This is a genomic window from Mycobacterium sp., from assembly GCF_035570115.1.
Classification (GTDB): domain Bacteria; phylum Actinomycetota; class Actinomycetes; order Mycobacteriales; family Mycobacteriaceae; genus Mycobacterium.
Window position 1 is genome coordinate 1 of sequence record NZ_DATMLH010000063.1, and the last position, 20,558, is coordinate 20,558.

Below are 20,558 nucleotides of genomic sequence, written 5' to 3' on the forward strand. Positions count from 1 at the left end.
CTACAGCACAACATAATTCGTCGCAGTCGATGTTTTCGAGAGAGATAGGAAAGATTCAATGCTCCACGAGTTCTTGGAGAATTTCCTGCACAACCTCTTCAAGCCGCTACTGCTCTTCTTCTACTTCGGCTTCCTGATCCCGATCCTGAAGGTGGACTTCGAGTTCCCCTACGCCGTCTACCAGGGCCTGACGATGTACCTGCTGGTTTCCATCGGCTGGCACGGGGGCGAGGAGCTCGCCAAGATCGGGGCGTCAAGCATCGGCCACCTCGTTGGATTCATGGTCACCGGCTTCGCTTTGAACTTCCTGATCGGTGTCATCGCATACTTCCTGCTGCGTCGCCTAACCAAGCTGAGACGGGTCGATCAGGCGACAGTCGCTGGATATTACGGGTCGGACTCTGCCGGGACCTTCGCAACCTGCGTGGCCGTCCTTACCAGTGCGGGAATCGCGTTCAACGCATACATGCCGGTCATGCTGGCCGTCATGGAGGTCCCTGGCTGCCTGGTGGCGTTGTATCTCGTTGCGCGGCTGCGGCATAGAGGGATGGACACAGACGGGTACATGCCCGACGAGCCGGGGTACACCGCCCCAGTGACCGCGCCAGCGATGGCCGGACCCGGTGCGGCGACACAGCCGGCGCCGGGACAACCACTCGAAGACTTCACTCGCGACCCACAGATCGAGGACGAGGTTGAGTTCGCGCTGCGAAAGGGGAAGCGTCCCGCATGGAACCGTACTGGCGGGCAGAGGCAGAGCATGTTTTCGCGCCAGCTGTTGCGAGAAGTCTTCCTCAACCCCGGGTTATGCCTGCTGTTTGGCGGCATCATCATCGGCTTTGTCAGCGGGTTGCAGGGACCGAAGGTCGTGCAGGATGGCGACGCTTTCTTCGTTCACGCCTTCCAGGGTGCGCTCTGCCTGTTCCTGCTCGAGATGGGTATGACGGCCTCCCGTAAGTTGCGTGACCTGAGGACCGCCGGCAGCGGTTTCATCTTCTTCGGTCTGTTGGCGCCGAATATCTTTGCAACGCTTGGGATCTTCGTCGCCTACACATACGGCTATCTCACCCACACGGTGTTCAGCCTGGGAACTTACGTCTTGTTCGCGGTACTCTGCGGCGCGGCCTCGTACATCGCTGTGCCCGCGGTTCAGCGTCTGGCCATCCCCGAAGCGAGCCCGACCCTGCCACTGGCGGCATCGTTGGGTTTGACGTTCTCGTACAACGTCACGATCGGTATCCCCCTTTATATCGAGATCGCCCGCATGGTCGGACACTGGTTCCCGGTCACCTGACGCGCGGGGCGTTCGAACTCTGTTGAACCACTGACAGTTTCAACGTTCCAGGCAACGAGGCGCTGGTACCCGTTCATCTCATGGATTCCGTATGCCCACATCGGTTACGAAGCCATGAATGCATTGCGACCAGCAAAGCCACAGGAGGTTAACAGGATGGATTTCGCGGCACTCCCGCCGGAGATCAACTCCGGACGAATGTATGCCGGCGCGGGGCCGGGGCCGCTGTTGGCCGCCGCGGCGGCCTGGGACGACCTTGCCAGCGAGCTGGGTTCCAACGCTTCGTCTTACCAGTCGGTCATCTCGGGTCTCGGCAGCTCGTGGCAGGGCCCCTCGTCGACGTCGATGGCGGCCGCGGCGGCTCCATATGTGAGTTGGATGACCGCCACCGCGGCGCAGGCTGAGGAGACCGCCAACCAGGCCCGGGCCGCGGTCGCGTCCTACGAGGCCGCGTTCGCGGCGACAGTGCCCCCACCGGTGATCGTGGCCAACCGCACCCTGTTGATGACGCTGATCGCAACCAACATTCTGGGGCAGAACACCCCGGCGATCGCGGCCACCGAGGCCCACTACATGGAGATGTGGGCTCAGGACGCCGCCGCGATGTATGGGTACGCCGGTTCCTCGGCGGCCGCGACGCAGCTGACGCCTTTCACCGAGCCGCCTCAGACCACCAACGCCGCGGCCGAACCGATGCAAGCGGCGGCGGCAACCCAGGCGAGTACCTCGACCGCGTCGAACATCGGCACCGAGCTGACCCAGTTCATCGACTCGCTGCCGACCGCGCTGCAAAGCCTGGCGAACGGCCTACTGGAGTCGCCGACAACATCGACGAACCTGTTGTCGGGACTGTCCTTGCCGCAATTGTTCTCGGCGACGTTGCCACCAGGGCTCTCGACTGACCTGACAAACTGGAACACCATCTTCTCGACCTTCGCGTCCGGGCCCTACTCGCTCCAGGGGTTGACTTCCATACCCGGTGGCCCGTTCCTGTCGTTCGGTCAGGCCTACGCCTGGGGTCAAAACGGACAGAGCGCCGCTGCTTTTCTCGCCGGTCCGAAGCCCATCACCGGCGCGTTGGCCCCGCTGGCCAGTGAGCTGGGGACGCCGCATCTCAGTGCGGCCTTTGGTACGGGACCGGTATCGGGGTCGATGGGTCGCGCAGCCTTGGTCAGCGGCATGTCGGTGCCACAGGGTTGGACCCAAGCCGCCCCGGAGATCAGAACCCTCGCCGCCGCGCTGCCGATGAACCTGGCGGAGGCTGCCGTTCCGGAAGCGTCGCTGGCCAGCCAGGGCGGCATCTTCAGCCAGATGGCGGCGTCGAGCCTGGCTGGACGCGCCGTCGCCGCTAGTGCGACCCACTCGGGGAGCAGTGCTGCTGGCGTGGGCTCATTCGGCGGTGTCGTCGCCGAGGCCGACCCCGCTGCCGCCACCATCATCGTGATCCCGGTGCTCGAGGACTGACCGCAATGACCGCCCAGTCGTGCACGAAAAGGCAAGGGGTATAGCCATGTTCTACGCCGCGTTTCCGCCGGAGATCAACTCGGGAAGGATCTACAGCGGTCCGGGGTCGGCGCCGCTAATGACCGCCGCAGCGGCCTGGGCCGGGCTCGCCGACGATTTACAGTCCACAGCGGCGTCCTATTCGTCGGTGATCTCGTCCCTGACCAGCGGGCCCTGGCTTGGCCCCACGGCGCTGAGCATGACGGCCGCGGTCACTCCGTATCTGACCTGGATGCAGGGCACCGCCGCGCAGGCCGCCGAAACCGCGAATCAGGCCACCGCGGCGGCAAGCGCATTCGAGACTGCGTTCGCCGCTCACGTGCCGCCGGAAGAGATCGCAGCCAACCGCAGCCAGCTGGCAATGCTGGTCGCGACCAACGTTGTCGGGCAGAACACTTCAGCGATCGCGGCCACTGAGGCCCAGTACGGGGAAATGTGGGCGCAGGACGGGCTGGCGATGGATACCTACGCCGCCTCATCGGCGGCCGCCTCCAAGTTGACGCCGTTCACCCCGGCACCGCAGACCACGAACTCAGCCGGGGTCGCCGGCCAGGCCGCTGCGGTTGCCCAGGCTACTTCGACCTCGGCCGGGACAGCTGCCCAGACGGTCGCGTCGACAACGACCTCCACGGCCAATCCGCTGCTGCAATGGCTGGCAAACCTGTCCACCGACTACACGGATACCCTCAACGGCCTGCTGAACGGCCTGTTTGGGTCAACTGGGGCATCAACGTACACGGCGCTTTTCAACGCGATCAAGACTCCACTTAGCTTCACCACCGGGTTCAACGACATCGGGCTGCTCACCAACTTTCCGGTGTCGCAGTTCCTCAAGTTCTCACCCGCTCCCGCGTTTGGCGTCATTCCGAAAGAAGGTCTGGGAGGCGGACTTACCGGCCCCTGGTGGGGACGGGGCTGGCTGACCAGCTCGGTGTCGGCCAATATGGGAAACGCCGGCACGTTGGTCGATAAGTTGTCCGTCCCGCCGAGCTGGGCCACCGCCACACCGACGATCAGGACGGTCGCCGCCGCGTTGTCGGCGGCCGGGCCCGAAGCCGTGCCGGCGGCCGCGATCGCCGAAGGAAGCATGTTCAGTTCTATGCCCGCGGCGGGGATGCTCGGCGCCGCGATCGGCGCCGGGGCTCCCACCGTCGTGGCGAACGGTGGCGTTCGCAGCCGGCTCACCCCGCTCAAGGACCTCAAAAACAAGCAGTCGCCAGAGCAACTGAAGCGTCTGGTCGCACAAATATCGGAGAAGCCCGAGAGCGTGCAGCATCACACGGTCGACCAAGACGGTCTCGAGAGTCTGCTCGAACAACTGGCGAAGAAACCCGGCGTCCACGCGGTGCACCTCAAAGGCGGCAAGGCCAAAAGCGGCAGGGCCAAAGTCGTGCCGTCGGATATGTAGTTGACCTAGGACAACCTGCTCCGGATATCAAAGAAAGAGGGATGAGTCATGAGAACGCTACTTGCGGTACTGAGCGTTTGCACTGCGATCGGCCTCGCTGCGCCCGCGTACGCCGATCCCGACGACACCACCGGTGACGACGCCGGCTTCCTGTCTGCCCTGCAAAAAGTCGGCATCCACTATCCCACTCCAGCTCAAGCCATTACAGCCGGCAAATCGGTTTGCGGGTGCCTGAATAACGGCGAATCGGCCCTGGAGCTGGTCCACGAGGTGAAGGTCCGCAATGCCGGGTTCACCATGGAGGAGGCATCCGACTTCGCCATGATCGCAGCGAAATACTATTGCCCTCAACAGCTTTCGAAGAGCTGACCGGGCCAAAGTCAGGCTCAAACGAGGTAGTAGTAGCGCTGCCCGTCCCCGTTGCCGGACACTGCGGCCACCGTAACCGGCGGCACCGGCAAATCGGGGTCCTCAAGTTGGCCGCGGGCGTAGCGGACGGCCTTGAGCGTCGCCGAGAACTCCTCGTCCTCTTCGGGGAAGACCTGCTTCGACGAGAACCATCTGTCGACGCCGACGTTCTTGAGCAGAGTCCACATATCAGGCTGAACGCCGGCGAGTAGGACGGTCACACCGCGCGCGGTTTCCTCCCGTAGGAAACGCTCGATGCGCTCGGTGACGACGGCATCGGGGTGGCGCACGCGCTTCAGTCGCAATACGACAAACTCGATGCCTTCCTGTTCTACTCGGTTCTGCAACTCGGCCAGGTAGCGCTCGAGTTCCGGTGCAGCGCCGAAGAATAGCTCGCCTTCGAAGTCGTATATGACGATCGAGGGATCCGCCGGGTCACCGGCCACCCGCTCGCGCACCACCCGCTCGGGCGCTACGACCAACTCCCTGGCCTTCAGCTTCGCCGCTCGCGGCACGAACAGCAGGATCGACAAGCCGACACCGAGCAACACGGCTGTGTCCAGGTCGAGCAGCACCCCCGTCAGTGCGGTGATGATCACCAAGCCGGCGTCGTAACGCGACGCCCTTATCGTGTAGCGCAGGCGTTTGTAGTCGATGAGCCGGGCGGCGGTAATGAGCAGGAGACCGGCCAACGCGGCCTTAGGCATATAGTGCAGCAGCGGCGCGAAGAGCAGCACCACCACCGCGACGGCCACCGCACTGATGACCCCTGAGAAGCGGGTAGCCGCACCAGCCTGGAAGGCTATCGGCGAGCGCGACACCGACCCCGAACCCGGTACCGCCTGGAAGAAGCCACCGGTGAGGTTGGCCAACCCCTCGGCGAGGATTTGCCGGTTGTAGTCGATCTTTTGCCCGCTCTGGTAGGCGATTGCCTTTGCAATCGACAGCGCCTCGAGAAGGCCGATGAAGGCGATGGCCAGCGCGCCCTGTGAAAGCTGGCCCAACGTGCCGAGTTGCACGTCGGGAATGTGCGGGAAAGGCAGACTCTTCGGGATTTTCGCGGTGAGCGCCACCGCCGTATTGCCACTGAGATCTTCGTTCGACCATCCCGCCGCGTAGGCGATCACCGCCGCGATGACCAGGACCGCCAACAAGTCGAGTTGCGGCAACCGGTAGCGCCGCACCAGCCATCGTAAGGCGACGGCCAGCACCACAGTCGCGACGCTGAGTAACACCGCGCGGTAGTTGATCGCGTCGCCGTGCAACAAAGTGAGATAGGTGCGTTTCAGCACCGACATCCTTCCGTTGCCCCTGTCCTTGACGCCAAGCGCATTACCCAACTGCCCCAATGCGATCAGCACTGCCGCGGCGAGTATGAACCCGCTGATGATCGATTCGGAGATGTATCGGGTCAGATCACCGAGCTTGAACACCGCGATGAGGATCTGGAAGGTGCCGACCAGAACACCAAGTAGGAACAAGGATTCGAACAGTACGGTTCGATTCTCGGGATCCAGAAAAGCCAACGAACTGAACACGAGAAGCGATATCGCGCTCGTCGGCCCGTTGATCAGATGCGAAGACGATCCGAAAACAGAGGCAACGAACGTCACGACGATCGCCGAGTACACGCCAAACTTGGGGTCGACGCCGGCGACCAGCGCGTAGGTAATGCCCTGCGGCAGCGAAACAGCCGCCACGGTGAGCCCGGCGATGAGGTCGCGGCGCGCCTTCGTCGAGTCGTAATTCACATTGCTCAACTTCTCCGAGATACTCATGCCTTATTTGTCTTTCGCCGCGGATGCGCGACCACCGCCGGAGGCCTGCGCAGATGATGAGACCGTGTCATAGATGCCGTTGTCGCCGAAGAACTTTTCTCGCGCGTCGGTCCAGTCGTTGGCGATTGCGGAGATCGGGAAGAGCTTGATCTCGGGTAAACGGTCGGCATGTCTGGCCAGGATCTCCGGTTTCAGCGGGCGGTATCCGAGCTGGGCGATGGTCTCTTGTGCGGCGTCGGTGTAGAGGTATTCCAGATATGCCTTGGCGTACGACGCGACTCGTTTGTCTTTGAGATTCGCATCCACCCAGGCGACGGCCGGTTCGGCGCGGATGCTGATCGGCGGGTAGACGATCTCGAGTTGATCCTTGTTCTCAGCGACCTCCCGCAAGGCCTCGTTCTCCCAAGTCAAATGGACGTCGCCGATTTGCTGTACGGCAAAGCTTATGGCGGCGCTGCGGGCGCCGGGATCGGCGATCGCTACATGGCCATGCAACGCCGTGACAAAGTCGAGAGCTTGCGCGTCGCTGCCGCCGCGCGTGGTGACCGAGCCCCAGGCCGCGAGAATGCTCAACTGGCCGTTGCCCGAGGTGCGCGGATTTGGGGAGACGATGCCAACACCATCCTTGACCAAATCGGGCCAGTCGTGGATCGCTTTCGGATTGCCCTTGTGCACGACAAAGACGATGGTCGACGTGTAGGGAATGGAATTGTTGGGCAGGCGTCTCTGCCAGTCGGACGCGATCAGTCCGCGTTTGCGCAGGGCGTCCACGTCGCTGACCAACGCCAGCGACACCACGTTCGCCCGCTGCTTGCCGTCGATGACCTCTCTGACTTGCCGGCCGGAACCGCCATGCGATTGCTTGACCTCGAGCGCGACACCGGTGCGTTGGCGGTACTGCTCGACGAAACTTTTGTCGAGAATTGCGAAGAGCTCGCGCGTTGGGTCGTAGGAAACATTGAGAATCTGATTCTGTGACGTATCGCCGTGTAGGTGCTTGCCTGAGACCAGGATTGCCGCTATGACGATGGCGACGATCCCGACGACATTGATCCAAGGAACGTTGAATCGAAGTTTGCGGCGGTGCGCCGAGGGCTGCGTGGCCTGTGTCACTGCCGCCTCCAAGCAAGAAACTAAATGGTAGAAGTTACCGACCGCCGATCGAACCAAAAGGATCTGCAGGCTGGTGGAGGAATGTTAGCTACCCGGTGGCCTTAACACAGCGTTGCGAATCATCCTGATCACAAGGCAAATCAGCCGGCGGAAATAACAGCAGGCCGGCGGTCCAGCGGAAAGTGTTTGCTGAATAGCGAGTTCGCCAATTACTAGCGAAAGATGTTGCACAGCAGTGGATCAGACGGAAGCGATCTCGCCAGATACGCGGCGCCCCGCGGGCCAGTGGCTCGCGGGGCGCCGTTCAGACGATCTGATCCGGGTGCTACTTTAGGTCGAACCGGTCGTTGTTCATGACCTTCACCCACGCGGCGACGAAGTCCTCCACGAACCTCCCGTGGGCGTCGTCCTGTGCGTAGACCTCGGCCAGTGAACGCAGCACCGAGTTCGATCCGAACACAAGATCATTCGCTGTCGCAGTCCACTTGTGAGCACCGGAGGCCCGATCGCGACCCTCGTAGACGTTCTCCGCAGTCTCGGAAGCCTTCCACTGCGTACTCATGTCGAGCAGGTTGACGAAGAAGTCTGTGGTCAACACGCCCGGCTTGTCGGTGAACACCCCGTGCTTGCTGCCGCCGTGGTTGGCGCCGAGGGCACGCAGACCCCCGATGAGCACCGTCAACTCCGGGGCGGTGACACCCAGTAAGTACGCCCGTTCCACCAGTAGCTGTTCCAACGGCGCCTTCTCGCCGGGACGGACGTAGTTGCGGAACCCGTCGGCCCGCGGTTCGAGCACCGCGAAGGACTCGACGTCGGTGTTCTCCTGCGAGGCGTCGGTCCGCCCCGGCGAGAAATGCACCGAGATCTCATAGCCGGCGTCCTTGGCTGCCTTCTCCACCGCCGCGGAGCCGGCCAGCACGATCAGGTCGGCTAGCGAGATCTTCTTCCCGCCAGAGGTCGAGCCGTTGAAGTCGTGCTGGATCTGCTCCAGCACCGGCAGCACCTTGGCCAACTCGGAGGGCTCGTTGACCTCCCAGTTCTGCTGTGGCTCAAGGCGAAGCCGCGCCCCATTCGCGCCACCGCGCTTGTCGGTGTTGCGGTAGCTCGCGGCCGCCGACCAAGCGGTCTTGACCAGCTGGGGAATGGGCAGGCCGGACTCGAGCACCTTTTTCTTCAGGGCCGCAACGTCTTTGTCGTCGACCAGCTTGTGGTCCACAGCGGGAACCGGGTCCTGCCACAGCTGCGGCTCGGCGATCCATGGCCCGAGGTAGCGCGAGATGGGTCCCATGTCGCGGTGCAACAGCTTGTACCACGCCTTGGCAAACGCCGGGGCCAGCTCCTCAGGATGGTCCAGCCAGCGCCGGGTGATCTCGCGGTAGATCGGGTCTTCGCGCATCGAGATGTCGGTTACCAGCATTGTGGGCGCGCGGCCCGGCCCGCCAAACGGATCGGGGATCGTGCCCGCGCCCGCGCCGTCCTTCGTGGTGAACTGCCAGGCTCCGGCAGGGCTCTTGGTCAACTCCCACTCGTAGCCATAGAGGTTCTGCAGGAATCCGTTGCCCCACTTGGTCGGGGTCGCGGTCCAGACCACCTCCAGGCCGCTGGTGATGGCGTCCTTGCCCTTGCCGCTTGCATAGGAGCTCTTCCAGCCCAGCAGCTGTTGTTCGATCGGGGCGGCCTCCGGCTCGGGGCCGACCAGGTCGCCGTCACCGGCGCCATGCGTCTTGCCGAAGCTGTGGCCACCGACGATGAGTGCGGCGGTCTCCTCGTCGTTCATCGCCATCCGGCCGAACGTCTCACGGATGTCTACTGCCGCGGCGACGGGATCCGGCTTGCCTTCGGGGCCTTCCGGATTGACGTAGATCAGACCCATGGTGGTCGCGCCGTACGGTTCAGCGAGATCGCGTTTGCCGGAGTAGCGCTTGTTGGTGCCCAGCCATTCGCCCTCTTCGCCGAAGAGAATCTCTTCGGGCTCCCAGATGTCTTCGCGACCGAACGCGAAACCGAAGGTCTGGAATCCCATCGACTCCAAAGCGACGTTGCCCACGAAGACCAGCAGGTCTGCCCAGGAGATTTTGTTGCCGTACTTCTGCTTGATCGGCCACAGCAGCCGACGGCCCTTGTCCAGGTTGGCATTGTCAGGCCAGCTGTTCAGTGGCGCGAAGCGCTGAGCACCCTGCCCGCCGCCGCCGCGACCGTCGTGAATGCGGTAGGTGCCCGCGGCATGCCAGCTCAGCCGGATGAACAGGCCGCCGTAGTGACCGTAGTCGGCGGGCCACCAATCCTGCGACGTGGTCAGCATCGAGATCACGTCAGCCTTCAGCGCCTCGACGTCGAGCTTGGCGAACTCCTCGGCATAGTCGAAGTTCGGGCCGAGCGGGTTGGCCTTGGACGACTGCGCGTGCAGCCTCGAGACGTCGACCTGCTCTGGCCACCAGTCCTGGTTCCTCAGGGGACCATGCGCCTTGGGCTCCGGCGTGTCGATCACCGGGTTTTCGCTTTCACTGCCTTGATGGGTTGTATCTGATGACACAGCATTCCTTTCAGGAGTAGTTGAATCGGGCTGTGATCACGGTTGTGATCGGGAATCTGTGGTTGAACAGTCGGGGCATAGCCCCCAGTAGATGACTTCGGCCTCGTGAAGAACGAAGCCGTCCAGCGCGTTGTCGTCGTCGGAAGGAATCAAGCACGGCGCGTCACCGACCGCGCAGTCGACGTCGGCGATAACCCCGCAGGATCGGCAAACGACGTGATGGTGGTTGTCGCCGACCCGAGACTCGTAACGGGCAACCATTCCCAGTGGCTGGATCCGCCGCAGCAGACCTACCGCCGTCAGCGCGTTGAGCACGTCGTACACGGCTTGGCGCGAGACATCGGGCAGGCCGCCGCGTACCGCCGACAAGATCGTCTCGGTATCAGCATGCGGATGGGAATGCACCGCCTCCAGCACGGCGACCCTGGGCCGGGTCACCCGTAAATCGGCCATACGCAGCTGCGCCGCGTAATCCGCCGACGTTGACGACACGACATCAATATGCCGCTGATCTTTGGAATGAGTCAAGACCTTATCTGGAATCGGTCAAGAATTAATCAGCGCGTTGATCGCAGTTTCGGCCGCCCGTGCGGACGCGAGCTTGGCCCCTTTGGCCAGGTGGACCAGACGGGGGAGCGCGTCGGGGTGCCTGACCAGGTAGCGGGCCACGGCCGAGACGTTCGGCCTGCCGTCCGGGTGACTGAGACCGACAATCTCGGCGTCCACGCTGCCGTCACCGGCCCGGTCGCTGATTGCCCGCACCACCGACCAGGGGACGTCGTGCTCGTCACAAACCTTCGCGACGGCAGCGGTTTCCATGTCAAGCGCGACCACGCCAAGCGCCCGCAGGTCGGCGTGTACCGCCGGATCGAGGAGCGCGTCGTCGGTGGTCCACAACTTCCCGTGGGCCATGCTTCCCAACCCGACCTCAAGCGGCGTGGGCCGGTGCTCGGAGCCGTCCGCGCCGCTGACGACCAGCTCGGGGAGCACCAGCGCCCCGATGGGCGTCTGGTTCTCGATGGCGCCCGCGATGCCAACGACGATCACCCGCTCGACGTCGACCGCGTCGAGCAAGCGGACGGTCGCTGCATGCGCCAAGGCTGTGCCGATCCCGGTGATCACCGCAGTCACCGGACGGTCGCCGATCCGGCCGGCGTAACCCAACTCGGACTTCCGAAGCCGGAGCTGGCGTCGCAGCGGGCGGAGCTCCATCGGCATGGCGCACATGAAGGCGATCACGACGCCTCCGTAGGTCGCGGACGAAAGAAAAAGGAACGGAGAGAAATCACTCCGTCCCACTCTCAATGTATAGCGCACCCGGGGGCTTGCGGCAAGACCCGGGTCATGCTGCAAAATCGCTGGCCGAAGCCAGGACTCAGTAAAACGGGGGGTTGCGAGATGGGTTTCGAACCGATGTCCGAGCATGCGGTGATAGTTGCCGGGGGAGGCCCGACAGGGTTGATGTTGGCGGCCGAGCTGGCACTGGCAGGAGTCGATGTTGCCATTGTCGAGCGGCGCGCCAGCCAAGACCTGATCGGCTCGCGCGCCGGTGGTCTGCATTCACGAACCATCGAGGTACTCGATCAGCGCGGAATCGCCGATCGCTTCCTCTCGCGGGGGGAAGTGGCGCAAGTCGCGGGGTTTTCCCAAATTCGGCTGGACATCAGCGACTTTCCCACCCGACATCCCTACGGCCTGGCGCTGTGGCAGAACCACATCGAGCGGATACTGTCCGACTGGGTCGGCGAGCTGGCGGTGCCCATCTACCGCGGATGCGAGGTGGGGGATTTCGCTCAAGACCCCACCGGCATCGACGTCGAATTGGCAGGCGGCCAGTTGGTCCGGGCGGAGTATCTCGTCGGGTGCGACGGAGGGCGCAGTGCGGTCCGTAAGGCCGCCGGCATCGCGTTTCCGGGTTGGGATCCGACTATGAGCTACCTCATCGCCGAAGTCGAAGTGGCGTTCGAGCCTGGCCAGTTGCCGGAATGGGGCATCCGGCACGACGCGCTCGGCGTCCATTCGCTCAGCAGGCTCGAGAACGGTGGACCGATGCGGGTCATGGTGACCGAGAAACAGCTCGGACCCGACAGCGAAGCCACCTTGCGTGATCTGAGCGAAGCGCTCATCACCGTATACGGGACGAATTACGGAATCCACAGCCCCACTTGGATTTCCAGGTCCACTGATATGGCGCGCCAGGCGGCGACCTATCGCGACAGACGCGTCCTGCTGGCCGGCGATGCCGCCCATGTGCATCATCCGATCGGCGGCCAAGGCCTCAACACCGGTGTGCAGGATGCGATGAATCTGGGATGGAAGCTGGCCCAGGTGGTCAACCGGACATCGCCCGACAGCCTCCTCGATAGCTACCATGCCGAACGCCACCCGATCGCCGCGCGCGTGCTGCGCAATACGCTGGCGCAGATTGCGCTTCTTCGCCGCCCGGACGACGAGCGCACCAAAGCGTTGCGCGAGACCATGTCTGAACTTCTCAGCATGGACGAGCCTCGCAAGCGATTCGCCGCGATGATGTCCGGCCTAGACATCCACTACGACCTCGGTGCGGGACACCCGTTGCTCGGTCGTCGCGTACCCGATCTCGACCTAGCCACCGCAAACGGCCCGCTGCGGCTGTTCACGCTGCTGCACGAAGCCCGGCCGGTGCTGCTCAACCTCAGTGAGCCCGGCAGCTTCGACATCGCACCGTGGGCCAATCGGGTCGACTTGATCAACGCGAAATATGTTGGCGAATGGGATCTTCCGGTTCTTGGCGCGATCACCGCTCCGGCGGCAGTGTTGATCCGGCCCGACGGATATGTTGCCTGGGTCGGGGATCAAGCTCACCTCGGGCTCGCGGACGCGCTCACCACGTGGTTCGGGCCGCCAACCGCGGCCTAGCGCCAAGCAGCGATACTGCGTTGAGGCGCGAGCTCAGCCCGCGCTGGAGCGCTCGTCCACCACGTAGGCTCGCGTCGCGGCTCGATCGACGAAGTTCTCTTCGTCTCGGGCGATCTCGTCGACGCCTAGACTGGCCATCCAACTGGACAGGTCGTCCCGGTCGGCGAAGACGAGTTCGGTCATGCAGTCGAAGCTGATCTCAGTACCTTCGATGTTGAAGGCATCCCCGCGCTGGATGTAGTTGCGCTTGTAGACCATCGGCATGAAGGCCTTGCTGAGCACGAGAGGTATGTGGTTGTGCTCGTAGTAGTCGGCGAACTCCTGCGGCGACAGGCCGGGCTTGCGCTTCACGTATCCGAAGACTTTGATCATCGAGCCACTCCTGGATGAATCGTCGGGTTTGGCGCCAGCTTCACGATTGTGGCCTCACCGGACCCGCCGGACCCACCCATCATTGTGTACTTCGCGTCGATCGTGCGCCCTTCGACCCGATCGATAAAAGCAGCTCGGGCCAGTTGCACCCATGATCTACTGAGTTGGACGCCTCAGCACCCAGGCCCGGTCGAGGACCGCCGACCAGTATTTTCGGAGTTAGAGCGACGCCGTGACCCGGCAGCCAGGCTGCGCCTGTAGGTTGAACGCGATTCCGGACGACCCCGAAGGGAGGCACCGTGGGCCAAGCTGCCATGGCCGAGGCCGACCGCGCGTGGATGATCGACACGCTGCTCGCGTTGCTGCAGACCCCAAGCCCGTCCGGGCGCACGGACATGGTGATGCAGGTGATCGGCAACATCTTCGATGACTTCGGAGTGCCGTTCTCGTTGACCCGCCGTGGGGCGCTGACCGCCGAGCTCACAGGTAAGTCGGCGGGCACCGATCGCGCACTGGTAGTGCATGCGGACACCATCGGCTGCATGGTGCGCAAGCTAAAGGACAATGGCCGTCTCGAGCTGATTCCGATCGGCACCTTCTCGGCTCGGTTCGCCACGGGCGCGCGCGTACGGATCTTCTCCGACGACCCCGACGAGTTCATCACCGGAACGGTGCTGCCGCTCAAGGCCAGCGGGCACGCCTATGGCGACGAGATCGACACCCAACCTACGGATTGGGAGCACGTCGAGGTCCGTGTCGACCGCAAGGTCTCGTCGCGTGAGGATCTGGTCCGTCTCGGCCTGAAGGTCGGTGACTTCGTCGCGTTGATCACCAGTCCCGAACTCACCGCCGACGGCTTCATCGTTTCCCGCCACCTCGACGGGAAGGCCGGCGTCGCGGTCGCACTGACCCTGGCTAAAAATTTCTCCGAGAACAAGGTCGTGCTGCCGCACCGCACGACGATCATGGTCACCATCACCGAGGAGGTCGGCCACGGTGCCAGCGACGGGCTGCCTGCCAACGTCGCCGAGCTGGTGTCGGTGGACAACGCGGTCTGCGCGCCCGGCCAGGACTCCCTCGAAGACGGTGTCACGATCCCGATGGCCGACCTGCACGGCCCGTTCGACTACCACCTGACCCGCAAGCTCTGCGGGCTCGCCGATGAGCAAGGTATTCCGTTCGCGCGGGACGTGTTTCGTTACTACCGATCCGATGCCGCCGCGGCGATCGAGGCGGGTGCAGGCACCCGGGCCGCGCTCGTCGGCTTCGGGCTCGACGGCAGCCATGGCTGGGAGCGCACCCACATGGATTCGCTGGAGGCGACGTACAACCTGCTGCATGCTTGGCTGCAGACGCCGCTGACGTTCGCCAAGTGGGACGCCAAGCCGTCGGGCAAGCTACGCGACTTTCCTTCGTCGAAGCAGCCTGCGCCGACCGAGCAGTGGGTGCCGCTGGCTCGTGGCGAACACGCTGAACCCGGCGATGCGTCTCCGGGTTCGCACTGGCCGCCGGCCGAAGGACCCCAGGCCTAGGACACCCATCGGGGGAGCGGTATCACCGCCACCGCAAGAGCAGGCGGTCCCGCCGTACTTCCCGTGGTCGGCGCTGCCAGGAGCGTTGTGAGGTCTTGCGATCTCTAGTTTGTGACCAGATCTTCGGTGAGGGCCTCGTCGGCGAGGTCGTCGAGTTCTTTGCCCTTCGTCTCCGGGCCGAGCAGGTAGCCGATTAACGTCAGGGCCCACAGGCCGGCAAGCGCCAGGTAGGGCGTCTGCGGCCCGTACTGCGTTATACCCCAGCCAATCACGGTCGGCGCAGCGATGGAGACGACGCGGCCGCCGCCGACTGCTATTCCGAAGCCGGTGCCGCGCAGGACCGTTGGGAAAAGCTCGGAAATGTAGGTGTCGCCGACCCCCCATAGCCAGCCAAGGGTCGCGATGGCGATTGCGCCGAAGACCTGATATTCGGCCAGCGAGTCGGAGGTGGCCGCCAGGACCGTTGAGGCGATCTCGATGAGCGCGGCGAGGATCGCTGACGGCCGTCGGCCTATCCAGTCGGCGAGCGCAGTGCCAAGGTAGGCAAAGACGGCTTGCAGGAGGAAGAAGACGAGGGCGTAGCGGATCGCCTCGATCGGGGAGGCGTGGAACCTCTTCACGATGTAAACGGTCAAAAAAAGCGTCATACCCCAGTAACCAACGGCGTTGGCGGTGTAGATGAGCCAGCCCGCGACGAGACGTCGCCGCACGCCGGGCAGATGCCAAAGCTGTGGCTTGGCAGCCCCGCTCACAACCGTGGCTTGTGCGTTGACGTAGCGATGCGACTCGGTGATGCCTCGTCGGACCAGAAACAACACAACCGCGGGAACAATTGCGACGATGAACGCGGACTGCCAGCCAAAGCGGGGCACCAGTGCCAGCGCGACGCCTGCGGCGAGAACATAGCCCAACGAGAAGAGCGAGAAGATCACGCCGCCGACACCAATTGCGCGGGTCTTCGCCGGCCAAACCTCGGCGGTGTATGGCGCCCCGACCGCGAGTTCGCCAGCGCCACCCACACCGGTGAGGAACCGCAATCCCGTGAAAGCGGCGATGTTTGTCGTGAGTCCGGCCAATGCGGTCGTCGTGCCGTAAAGCAGGATTGAGGCCCCGAGCGTCGCTTTACGCCCCCACCTGTCGGCGGCGAGTCCGAAGCCGATCGTGCCGATGGTGTAGCCGAGCAGGAAGATTGAACCGATGTATCCGGCTTGGGCGTCGGTGATGTGCAAGCTTTTCTTGATGTCCGGCAGCACCAGGCCATAGATATTCACCGCGTACGAGTCGAAGCCGTAGCCGAGTCCGGCGGTCACGGCGACGAAGAGCGCCTGCTTGAAAGTTGCAGGTACGGCTTTGGATACCCGGACCGGGATACTGCCGACGCTCGATGTCATCCGTGCACGGTATGCAGCGTCGTGGTGTCTGCAGAAGGATCAAGATCATCCTGATCGCAACACGCCTTGCCGCGACGCTGCGAGTGCGGCGCAGGGGAGAAGCGTCACAGTGACGTATGAGGACTCGCGGCGTTTCCTTGGGCGGTTCGTGACCTCTGACATATGTCAGGGTTTGCGCGCTTGCAGCGTGTAGCTGAGGGGGAGGCGCTCGCGATTCTCGCTGAGTCGCCATCTGCCGTCGTGCCCGCGGATCATGCGGCCCGGCAGCGCTTCGTACGCCACGCTGTCATGCTCGGTGAGACCTGTCAGGGTCAGACCCGCCTCGAGAACCGCGGAGACGATCTCACCCAGGCCGTGGTTCCACTCGTGTACCACGGTGTGAGCGATGCGCCCCTCCGTTTTGAAATAGGTGGTGTCCTGGTCGAAAATCATCGGCTGCTCGGTTTCAAAGTAAGGGAAGCCGACAACAAGGCGATCGGTCTGTGTTTCATCGATCGACCAGAGGACGGGATGTCCCTCGCCCAGGAAGAGTTTTCCGCCGGGCGCCAGCAGAGCCGCAACGGTTGCGGCCCACCGTCGAATATCTGGAAGCCAACACAGCGCACCCATGCCGGTGAAGACGAGATCGAACCGCTCCGTACCGAGCACAGAAGCCGCGTCGTAAACATCGGCTTCGACGAAGTCGACCGCGGCGTTGGCCTCCTGCGCTAGTTGGCGTGCCTGAGCGATTGAGGCAGTGGAAAAGTCGAGGCCAGTCATCACCGCCCCGAGGCGGGCAAGCGAGATGGTGTCGGTACCGATATGGCATTGCAGATGAACAGCACGGGCGCCGTCAGTGTCGCCAAGACGCGGCATGTCGAAGCGGACGACATCGCTCACGAATTCCGGATCCGTGCGGAACTGGTCCAACGCGTACTCAGCGGACGTCGCGTGCAGTGCCGCGCGGTCATCCCAGTTAGCGCGATTGAGCGCGCGGTAGTCGTCCATGAAATAGATGGTCACACAGCGGGATTAATGCCTCGAGCAGAAAAGCCACCAGCGGACAACGCAGCACCGGGTCAAAGCTGAAGCTGGACCCAGGAAGCTTGGCGACAACCCGCATAAACGATGCAGAGGCTCAATACGGCTGGTTCATAGCTAGGCTAGCTAACGTTCTCGTTGTACAAAGTACGAGTTTCCGGTCGACAGTCATACGGAAGAGGGGATCGTCATGACCCTGAAGAGATTTGTCGGTATGGGTGCAATCGCTGGCGCGCTTGGCTTCTCGGCTATCGGATTGGCGGGTGCCGCCAACGCCGCTCCGACGCCACAGCCTGCTCCGGGTGTGGTCCACCAAGCAGAGCTGACCGGCTGGGGTGGACCCGGCTGGCACGGCCCGGGCTGGGGTGGACGCGGCTGGGGCGGACCCGGCTGGCGCGGCCCCGGCTGGGGTGGGCCCGGATTTGCTGGCTGGGGTGGCCCGCCGCTGCCTCCACCGTGTCCTTTGGGCATCTGCATCTGAGTACCAGCCACAGTCGCCTTGCCGAACAGATCGGCAAGGCGACTGTCGTTTGGGGATCTAGGTTTGACCGATACTCTGCTCGGCGGCGTCTGACCGATCCCTATCGGTGGCTACAGCACGGAAGCGGCGGTGCCGCGCCAGGGAAGTCAGCTTGAGGCGCTGAGGATTTTGATAGCGAAGACCAGCGTGTCGCCTTTCTGAATCCCAGCGCTGGGCTGACCGTCGGGGTAGCCATCCGCAGAGGTCATTGCGACCCCGACGGTGGAGCCGACCTTTTGTCCGGCGATCGCCTTCTGAAAGCCCGGCACGACTCCGTCCAGCGGGAATTGAGCCGGGCTGCCGCGTTCGTAGGCGCTGTCGAACACGTGGCCGTCACGCCCGTTGACGCCCATGTAGCAGACAGAAACTGTGGCCGTGGGTGCGACAACCGGCCCGTCTCCGCCGTGCAGCGTGTGCACCTCGGTCTGGGTCACGCTGAACGGTGATGTCACGTCGACGCGCGGTGCCGACGTATCTGTTGAACCTGTCACCGCGACGCTGCCAGTTGCCCCAGTCAGCGTCCACTCGGGTGTCCCGCCACTGCCGGGTGCCGCCGTGGGGCAGGTGCTGTCTGCGCTCGCCGTCTCGGCCGGCGCAGGCGTGACCCCTTCAGTGCCGGCGGGCACGCTCACCGATGCGGCGGATGTGCTTGCCGACGGGCTGGTCTTATGGGAGCTGCACGCGGCGAGCGACATGACGGCCGATGCGGCACAGGCCACCAGCGCGACGGAAGCATTCATACGCAAGGAGTTCACCGTCGTCACGCTACAGCCGCATCACGCAATCCTTGCCAGTAGCCCCAGGACTTACGAGGACCGGTGTAATCCACTCCTGATTCATTGTCGCCTCGCCAGGGTATTCCTGAGTCGGTTGTCGCAGAGAAAGGACTTGACATGTTGCATGCTGTGGTTTTGGCGGCTTCGGATCCAGTTGCGGCGGGGTTCATTCTCCGCGGGATCAAGGGAATTTTCGTCGCGGTCGGTAGCGTGATCGCCGCAATCGTCTGCGGTCTCATTGCCATGACGAAGGGGCGCAATCCGCTGGGATGGGGAATACTTGGTCTGTTCTTCTCGATTCTCACGTTGATCGTGATTATCGTCATCCCAAGCAAAAAGTAGAGCGTTAAGGCCCATTGCCTAACGTAATTTCCTTTGGGTCGGAGTCGTGATGGACTGCCTTCCAGGCCTGCGGGCCGACGTCGACCACTGATGCGGCGACAAAGACATCGTCTTCATCGAATTCCGGCTGCACGCCAGTCTCGGACGCGACAAGCTCGAATGGCCCAACGCCAACCGGCTCCGGTTGTGCGACGGCAAAGGCATCGAACGCGTCACCTACTTTGACCCACTCGCGGTCCTATCTACCCTGCTGCGACACCCGTCAATAGCGTGGCGGTGGCGGCGTTCCACGATCACCTAAACCTGCCGCCAATCGCCACAAGTCGATTAGCGAGCGTTGTAGCGTGTGGTCGCTGACTCTGCCTAGACGGGAGGGGCAGGGTCGTACTGGATGAAATGTCGCACCTCACGCGCCCGGTCCGGGCCAGCGAGCCGCACTATCAGGTGCAAGGCCATATCAATGCCCGCGGACACCCCTGATGCGGTGATCGTGTCACCGTCATCGACGAACCGTTCCTCGCGCCGCACATCAATGGTCGGGTCCAGCTCGGCCAACCTGTCCAGCGAAGCCCAGTGCGTAGTGGCCGGACGATTCGCGAGAAGTCCGGCGGCGGCATAGACCAGTGAGCCGGTACACACGCTTGTCATCAGTGGCACGGTTGTACGTTGGCGACGGACCCAGTTCAACTGACCTTCGTCGTGGAGCTGGGATCGGGTGCCCTGGCCGCCCGGGTAGATCAGTACGTCGAGCGGCGGCGCATTGTCAAAAGAGTGCTGGGCTTGCACCACTAATCCGTTGGCGCACTGCACGAGTCCGCCCGACCGCGATAAGCACACGACCCCGTAGCCGTCTTCAGGGAAAAAGCGTGTCCAGGTCGATAACACTTGCCATGGGCCGATCGCGTCGAGTTCTTCCACCTCCGAGAACAGAACGATTCCGACGTGCTTAGCGACGTCCGCGCCTGTCAAAGCCACTCATCTCCCATACAGCTCAATCTACGGCTGTGGCCGGCCGCAGATCGCCTATCGGTCTCATTGTCGAAACCGACGCGATAGAAGAAGCTTTGCGATGCTGAACGTCGCGCCACCGGTTCCACCGATATAAGCTTTCGCAGTCTGCGCGACAGATGGATGTCCGCCGGCGGTTTGTCAATGCCGGGTGCAATGACCCGGGGCCAACGGACGAATCCCCCGGCGGGGGAGCAGCACTACGCCTTCGGAGAGTCCCGACGGTGTCACCCAAGTTGATTCATCTGATGAAACACCGCAATCGAAGGCAGTCACAATTAACGGCATCGCAATCGATTGCGGTGAAACGCATTAGAGTTAGCAGCGCACATGCGCGCGTGGGGTACCTAAGTCAATTACATTGCACTACGGCAGTATTCCAAATATCGAGTACATTACCGGTGACCCGCCGTATTCGTTTCCGTCGTATTCCCCGCCGGGGGAGTAGCGATGGAGACTCGCGCGTCCTGACGTCGGCTCGGGCTGAGTGAGCCGGGGTAACCAGGGTTGACTGCCGCGACGACCGGAGTACCGACCACACCGACCCACCGGCGTAGAGTCGCCGGGATGATCAAGCTCGTGTACTGCATCCGCCGTCGCGAGGACGTGCCGGAAGACGAGTTCCACCGCTACTGGCTCGACGAGCACGGGCCGCTCGTGCG

18 protein-coding genes are annotated in these 20,558 nt (G+C 63.3%); 8 read left to right on the forward strand and 10 right to left on the reverse strand.

Features of this window, described 5'->3' with window-relative positions; all coding sequences use genetic code 11:
• The first annotated feature begins 58 nt into the window (after positions 1 to 58).
• The 4 genes from VNW74_RS04660 (at position 59) to VNW74_RS04675 (ending at position 4,574) form a co-directional block, all read left to right on the forward strand.
• On the forward strand, positions 59 to 1,294 hold the full coding sequence (locus tag VNW74_RS04660) for a sodium-dependent bicarbonate transport family permease (RefSeq protein ID WP_325675435.1): 1,236 nt from the start codon (positions 59 to 61) through the stop codon (positions 1,292 to 1,294).
• Between the two features lie 156 nt (positions 1,295 to 1,450).
• The gene (locus VNW74_RS04665; protein WP_325675436.1) at positions 1,451 to 2,758 is read left to right on the forward strand and encodes a PPE family protein; all 1,308 of its coding nucleotides are present in this window, start codon (positions 1,451 to 1,453) and stop codon (positions 2,756 to 2,758) included.
• Positions 2,759 to 2,804: 46 nt separating this feature from the next.
• Positions 2,805 to 4,205: a PPE family protein gene (locus tag VNW74_RS04670; RefSeq protein ID WP_325675437.1), complete on the forward strand. Its 1,401-nt coding sequence runs from the start codon at positions 2,805 to 2,807 to the stop codon at positions 4,203 to 4,205.
• A gap of 48 nt (positions 4,206 to 4,253) precedes the next feature.
• On the forward strand, positions 4,254 to 4,574 hold the full coding sequence (locus VNW74_RS04675) for a DUF732 domain-containing protein (protein ID WP_325675438.1): 321 nt from the start codon (positions 4,254 to 4,256) through the stop codon (positions 4,572 to 4,574).
• Positions 4,575 to 4,591: 17 nt separating this feature from the next.
• On the opposite strand, the gene VNW74_RS04680 is transcribed toward VNW74_RS04675, so the two are convergent.
• From VNW74_RS04680 to VNW74_RS04700, 5 genes are all read right to left on the reverse strand, one after another.
• Positions 4,592 to 6,391 (reverse strand): SulP family inorganic anion transporter, encoded by a 1,800-nt coding sequence (locus tag VNW74_RS04680; RefSeq protein WP_325675439.1) that lies wholly within the window; start codon positions 6,389 to 6,391, stop codon positions 4,592 to 4,594.
• Positions 6,392 to 6,394: 3 nt separating this feature from the next.
• Complete coding sequence (locus tag VNW74_RS04685; RefSeq protein ID WP_325675440.1) at positions 6,395 to 7,504, reverse strand: sulfate ABC transporter substrate-binding protein; 1,110 nt, start codon at positions 7,502 to 7,504, stop codon at positions 6,395 to 6,397.
• Positions 7,505 to 7,829: 325 nt separating this feature from the next.
• Positions 7,830 to 10,037 (reverse strand): catalase/peroxidase HPI, encoded by a 2,208-nt coding sequence (gene katG, locus VNW74_RS04690; RefSeq protein ID WP_325675441.1) that lies wholly within the window; start codon positions 10,035 to 10,037, stop codon positions 7,830 to 7,832.
• A 36-nt stretch (positions 10,038 to 10,073) separates the two neighbouring features.
• Positions 10,074 to 10,490, reverse strand: a complete 417-nt coding sequence (locus tag VNW74_RS04695; protein ID WP_325675451.1) for a Fur family transcriptional regulator — start codon at positions 10,488 to 10,490, stop codon at positions 10,074 to 10,076.
• A gap of 93 nt (positions 10,491 to 10,583) precedes the next feature.
• Positions 10,584 to 11,336: a hypothetical protein gene (locus tag VNW74_RS04700; protein ID WP_325675442.1), complete on the reverse strand. Its 753-nt coding sequence runs from the start codon at positions 11,334 to 11,336 to the stop codon at positions 10,584 to 10,586.
• Between the two features lie 99 nt (positions 11,337 to 11,435).
• Between VNW74_RS04700 and VNW74_RS04705 the strand changes: the two genes are divergently transcribed.
• On the forward strand, positions 11,436 to 12,935 hold the full coding sequence (locus VNW74_RS04705; protein ID WP_325675443.1) for an FAD-dependent monooxygenase: 1,500 nt from the start codon (positions 11,436 to 11,438) through the stop codon (positions 12,933 to 12,935).
• Between the two features lie 33 nt (positions 12,936 to 12,968).
• Here VNW74_RS04705 and VNW74_RS04710 read toward each other — a convergent pair whose 3' ends face one another.
• Positions 12,969 to 13,307: an EthD domain-containing protein gene (locus VNW74_RS04710; RefSeq protein WP_325675444.1), complete on the reverse strand. Its 339-nt coding sequence runs from the start codon at positions 13,305 to 13,307 to the stop codon at positions 12,969 to 12,971.
• Positions 13,308 to 13,606: 299 nt separating this feature from the next.
• Here VNW74_RS04710 and VNW74_RS04715 point away from each other — a divergent pair, with 299 nt between their 5' ends.
• The gene (locus VNW74_RS04715) at positions 13,607 to 14,839 is read left to right on the forward strand and encodes an osmoprotectant NAGGN system M42 family peptidase (protein ID WP_325675445.1); all 1,233 of its coding nucleotides are present in this window, start codon (positions 13,607 to 13,609) and stop codon (positions 14,837 to 14,839) included.
• Positions 14,840 to 14,943: 104 nt separating this feature from the next.
• Here the strand turns inward: VNW74_RS04715 and VNW74_RS04720 are convergent, their stop codons facing one another.
• Both VNW74_RS04720 and VNW74_RS04725 read right to left on the reverse strand, forming a co-directional pair.
• Positions 14,944 to 16,230: an MFS transporter gene (locus VNW74_RS04720; RefSeq protein ID WP_325675446.1), complete on the reverse strand. Its 1,287-nt coding sequence runs from the start codon at positions 16,228 to 16,230 to the stop codon at positions 14,944 to 14,946.
• A 165-nt stretch (positions 16,231 to 16,395) separates the two neighbouring features.
• Positions 16,396 to 17,217, reverse strand: coding sequence for a class I SAM-dependent methyltransferase (locus VNW74_RS04725; RefSeq protein ID WP_325675452.1), 822 nt, complete (start codon positions 17,215 to 17,217; stop codon positions 16,396 to 16,398).
• A 223-nt stretch (positions 17,218 to 17,440) separates the two neighbouring features.
• On the opposite strand from VNW74_RS04725, the gene VNW74_RS04730 reads away from it, so the two are divergent.
• A complete protein-coding gene (locus VNW74_RS04730; RefSeq protein ID WP_325675447.1) occupies positions 17,441 to 17,731 on the forward strand; it encodes a hypothetical protein in 291 nt (96 codons plus the stop codon).
• A gap of 146 nt (positions 17,732 to 17,877) precedes the next feature.
• Here VNW74_RS04730 and VNW74_RS04735 read toward each other — a convergent pair whose 3' ends face one another.
• Positions 17,878 to 18,525 (reverse strand): FKBP-type peptidyl-prolyl cis-trans isomerase, encoded by a 648-nt coding sequence (locus VNW74_RS04735; protein ID WP_325675448.1) that lies wholly within the window; start codon positions 18,523 to 18,525, stop codon positions 17,878 to 17,880.
• 138 nt (positions 18,526 to 18,663) lie between these two features.
• Here VNW74_RS04735 and VNW74_RS04740 point away from each other — a divergent pair, with 138 nt between their 5' ends.
• Positions 18,664 to 18,888 carry a deoxyribodipyrimidine photolyase gene (locus VNW74_RS04740; RefSeq protein WP_325675449.1) on the forward strand — a complete coding sequence of 75 codons (225 nt, stop codon included), beginning with the start codon at positions 18,664 to 18,666 and terminating at the stop codon, positions 18,886 to 18,888.
• A gap of 363 nt (positions 18,889 to 19,251) precedes the next feature.
• Here VNW74_RS04740 and VNW74_RS04745 read toward each other — a convergent pair whose 3' ends face one another.
• The gene (locus tag VNW74_RS04745; protein ID WP_325675450.1) at positions 19,252 to 19,863 is read right to left on the reverse strand and encodes a DJ-1/PfpI family protein; all 612 of its coding nucleotides are present in this window, start codon (positions 19,861 to 19,863) and stop codon (positions 19,252 to 19,254) included.
• Positions 19,864 to 20,558 lie beyond the last annotated feature (695 nt).